Here is a 1,601-nt window from a genome sequence, read left to right on the forward strand (position 1 = left end):
AGGGATTCTGTGTCCTACAATTACATTTTCTTTAAGACCGTTAAGATCGTCTATCTTACCAGCAACTGCTGCTTCGTTAAGAACTTTAGTTGTTTCCTGGAACGATGCTGCAGACATGAATGACTTAGTCTGAAGGGCAGCTCTTGTAATACCTTGCAGTACAGGAGTTGCAGTAGCAGGAAGAGCTTCTCTTACTTCTACCAATGCTAAATCTTCACGCTTCAACTTAGAGTTTTCATCTCTTAATTCTCTTGCAGTAATCATCTGACCTGGTTTGAATTCTTTAGAATCACCAGCATCTACTACTACTTTAAGACCGAATACTCTGTTGTTTTCTTCCAAGAAATCATACTTGTGCTCAAGAGCTCCTTCAAGGAATTGAGTATCACCTCCATCTACGATAGATACTTTCGTCATCATCTGTCTTACGATAATTTCGAAGTGCTTGTCGTCGATTTTTACCCCCTGTAGACGGTAAACTTCCTGAATCTCATTTACTAAGTATTCCTGAACGGCTGTTGGGCCTTTAATTCTTAAGATATCTTCCGGTGTAATAGAACCGTCAGAAAGTGGAGAACCTGCTCTTACGAAGTCATTCTCCTGAACAAGAATCTGGTTAGAAAGTTTTACCAAGTAAATTTTTCTTTCTCCAGTTTTAGCCTCAACAATAAGTTCACGGTTACCTCTCTTGATTTTTCCGTAAGAAACTACCCCGTCGATTTCAGTAACAACCGCTGGGTTTGAAGGGTTTCTTGCTTCGAATAATTCGGTAACTCTCGGAAGACCTCCGGTGATATCCCCTGCTTTTGCAGATTTTCTTGGGATCTTGATTAAGACTTTACCAGCCTTAATTTTTTCACCATCGTTTACCATTAAGTGGGCTCCTACCGGTAAGTTGTAAGCTTTTTGCTCAACTCCTTTAGAGTCTACCACTTTCAGGGTAGGTACGGCTTTCTTATTTCTGGATTCAGAGATTACTTTCTCTTCGAATCCTGTTTGTTCGTCAATTTCAAGCTGGAATGAAATACCCTGGATGATATCCTCGTATTCTACCTTACCTGAAGTTTCAGCAATGATAACCGCGTTATACGGATCCCATCTACAGATTGTATCACCTTTCTTCACTTTATCACCTGGTTTTACAGATAATATAGATCCGTAAGGTACGTTAGCTACCATTAATGGGGTTCTTGACTCATTATCAGCAACTAATCTGAATTCTGTTGAACGGGAAACTACAACCTCAGCTGTATTACCGTTTTCATCTTCAGAAGTAATGGTTCTTACTTCATCCATTTCTACGATACCATCTCTTCTTGCAACGATAGATGGGTTTTCTGATACGTTACCTGCAGTACCCCCTTGGTGGAAGGTTCTCAACGTAAGCTGAGTACCTGGCTCCCCAATGGATTGTGCTGCAATTACACCTACCGCTTCACCCATATGGATCACTTTACCTGTTGCTAAGTTTCTACCGTAACATTTCGCACAGATACCTTTCTTAGCTTCACAAGTTAATGGTGAACGAACCTCCACAGCTTCTAATCCTGCTTCTTCGATTCTCTTCGCCAAAGATTCAATGATCACCTGATCTGCGCTTG

Annotated in this window: 1 pseudogene; it reads right to left on the minus strand. The window is 40.8% G+C overall.

The annotated features are described in order from the left end of the window. Window positions 1-410 precede the first annotated feature (410 nt). Window positions 411-1,601: pseudogene (locus tag GB932_RS22160) on the minus strand (hypothetical protein); the annotation flags it as partial.

The organism is Microbacterium karelineae, from assembly GCF_009745985.1.
Classification (GTDB): Bacteria; Actinomycetota; Actinomycetes; order Actinomycetales; family Microbacteriaceae; genus Microbacterium; species Microbacterium karelineae.